2 rRNA genes (1 of these 2 running past the window's edge) are annotated in these 2,970 nt (G+C 54.6%); both read right to left on the bottom strand.

Annotation, left to right across the window (positions count from 1 at the left end):
- Nucleotides 1–5: 5 nt before the first annotated feature.
- Nucleotides 6–119: ribosomal RNA gene (gene rrf / locus BHE01S_RS35690) — 5S ribosomal RNA — on the bottom strand.
- A gap of 203 nt (nucleotides 120–322) precedes the next feature.
- Nucleotides 323–2,970, bottom strand: a 23S ribosomal RNA gene (locus BHE01S_RS35685) (it continues 233 nt past the right edge of the window).

The raw sequence follows: 2,970 nt of genomic DNA, 5'->3' as shown, positions 1-2,970 counted from the left end.
GGGGAGCCTGACGATTACCTACTTTCACACGGGCAATCCGCACTATCATCGGCGTGGAGTCGTTTCACGGTCCTGTTCGGGATGGGAAGGGGTGGGACCGACTCGCTATGGTCATCAGGCATGACGGGTTGCTGCGTCGCGGCGGGTGCTGGTTCACCTGCGCGCCACAGCCAATCGGGAAGAAGCGTAAAGAGGTTTCCTGCTGAATCGGGGCTGTGTTGTTTCCGGCACAACATCGATCTCTCAACCCGAGTGTGTTGCCCCCTGCGGGGGCCCTGAGTCAGCGCCAAAGCGCCAACACTGGCCGAAACACACCGGTTATAGGATCAAGCCTTACGGGCAATTAGTATCAGTTAGCTCAGTGCATTACTGCACGTGCACACCTGACCTATCAACGTCCTGGTCTCGAACGACCCTTCAAGGAGCTCGAAGCTCCGGGGAAGTCTCATCTTGGGGCGAGTTTCCCGCTTAGATGCTTTCAGCGGTTATCTCTTCCGAACATAGCTACCCGGCGATGCCACTGGCGTGACAACCGGTACACCAGAGGTTCGTCCACTCCGGTCCTCTCGTACTAGGAGCAGGCCCCCTCAAACTTCCAGCGCCCACGGCAGATAGGGACCAAACTGTCTCACGACGTTTTAAACCCAGCTCACGTACCTCTTTAAATGGCGAACAGCCATACCCTTGGGACCGGCTACAGCCCCAGGATGAGATGAGCCGACATCGAGGTGCCAAACACCGCCGTCGATATGAACTCTTGGGCGGTATCAGCCTGTTATCCCCAGAGTACCTTTTATCCGTTGAGCGATGGCCCTTCCATACAGAACCACCGGATCACTATGACCTGCTTTCGCACCTGTTCGACTTGTGGGTCTCACAGTCAAGCACGCTTATGCCATTGCACTATCAGCACGATTTCCGACCGTACCTAGCGTACCTTCGTACTCCTCCGTTACCCTTTGGGAGGAGACCGCCCCAGTCAAACTGCCTACCATGCACTGTCCCCGATCCGGATCACGGACCAAGGTTAGAACCTCAAACAGATCAGGGTGGTATTTCAAGGACGGCTCCATGCAGACTGGCGTCCACACTTCACAGCCTCCCACCTATCCTACACAAACCGGTTCAAAGTCCAATGCAAAGCTACAGTAAAGGTTCATGGGGTCTTTCCGTCTAGCCGCGGGGAGATTGCATCATCACAAACACTTCAACTTCGCTGAGTCTCGGGAGGAGACAGTGTGGCCATCGTTACGCCATTCGTGCAGGTCGGAACTTACCCGACAAGGAATTTCGCTACCTTAGGACCGTTATAGTTACGGCCGCCGTTTACCGGGACTTCAATCAAGAGCTTGCACCCCATCATTTAATCTTCCGGCACCGGGCAGGCGTCACACCCTATACGTCCACTTTCGTGTTTGCAGAGTGCTGTGTTTTTATTAAACAGTCGCAGCCACCAGTTTATTGCAACCCCTTCACCCTCGAGGCGCAGGCCTCTCAAGCTACCAGGGCGTACCTTATCCCGAAGTTACGGTACCAATTTGCCGAGTTCCTTCTCCCGAGTTCTCTCAAGCGCCTTAGAATACTCATCTCGCCCACCTGTGTCGGTTTGCGGTACGGTCAGTGTGAAACTGAAGCTTAGAGGCTTTTCCTGGAACCCCTTCCGATTGCTTCGCAGCCCAGGGCCGCTCGCGCCACACCCTTGAGTCCTGTAGCCGGATTTGCCAGGCTACCCTCTTCGATGCAGCGACCGGGACTTCCAACACCCGGACAACCTTCCGCGATCCGTCCCCCCATCGCATTTCACACTGGTACAGGAATATTGACCTGTTTCCCATCAGCTACGCATTTCTGCCTCGCCTTAGGGGCCGACTCACCCTACGCCGATGAACGTTGCGTAGGAAACCTTGGGCTTACGGCGAGGGGGCCTTTCACCCCCTTTATCGCTACTCATGTCAGCATTCGCACTTCCGATACCTCCAGCACACTTTCCAGTGCACCTTCGCAGGCTTACGGAACGCTCTCCTACCATGCACATAAATGTGCATCCGCAGCTTCGGTATATGGCTTAGCCCCGTTACATCTTCCGCGCAGGACGACTCGATCAGTGAGCTATTACGCTTTCTTTAAAGGGTGGCTGCTTCTAAGCCAACCTCCTGACTGTTTTAGCCTTCCCACTTCGTTTCCCACTTAGCCATATTTGGGGACCTTAGCTGGCGGTCTGGGTTGTTTCCCTCTTGACACCGGACGTTAGCACCCGATGTCTGTCTCCCGTGATTGCACTCTTCGGTATTCGGAGTTTGCTATGGCGACGTAATCCGCAATGGACCCATCAACCATGACAGTGCTCTACCCCCGAAGGTGATACACGAGGCACTACCTAAATAGTTTTCGGAGAGAACCAGCTATTTCCAGGTTTGTTTAGCCTTTCACCCCTATCCACAGCTCATCCCCTAACTTTTCAACGTTAGTGGGTTCGGTCCTCCAGCACGTGTTACCGTGCCTTCAACCTGGCCATGGATAGATCACCTGGTTTCGGGTCTACACCCAGCGACTGAACGCCCTGTTCGGACTCGCTTTCGCTACGCCTGCCCTATTCGGTTAAGCTTGCCACTGAATGTAAGTCGCTGACCCATTATACAAAAGGTACGCCGTCACCCCTTGCGAGGCTCCGACTGTTTGTATGCATGCGGTTTCAGGATCTGTTTCACTCCCCTCCCGGGGTTCTTTTCGCCTTTCCCTCACGGTACTGGTTCACTATCGGTCGATCACGAGTATTTAGCCTTGGAGGATGGTCCCCCCATCTTCAGACAGGATTTCACGTGTCCCGCCCTACTTGTCGTACACCCAGTTCTTCCTCGCTGTTTTCGCCTACGGGGCTATCACCCACTATGGCCGCACTTTCCAGAGCGTTTGGCTAACAACGAAGATAAAGAGTACAGGCTGATCCCATTTCGCTCGCCACTACTTTGG

Source organism: Paraburkholderia heleia NBRC 101817, assembly GCF_000739775.1.
GTDB lineage: Bacteria > Pseudomonadota > Gammaproteobacteria > Burkholderiales > Burkholderiaceae > Paraburkholderia > Paraburkholderia heleia.
This window is presented reverse-complemented; position numbering and strand designations above follow the sequence as displayed.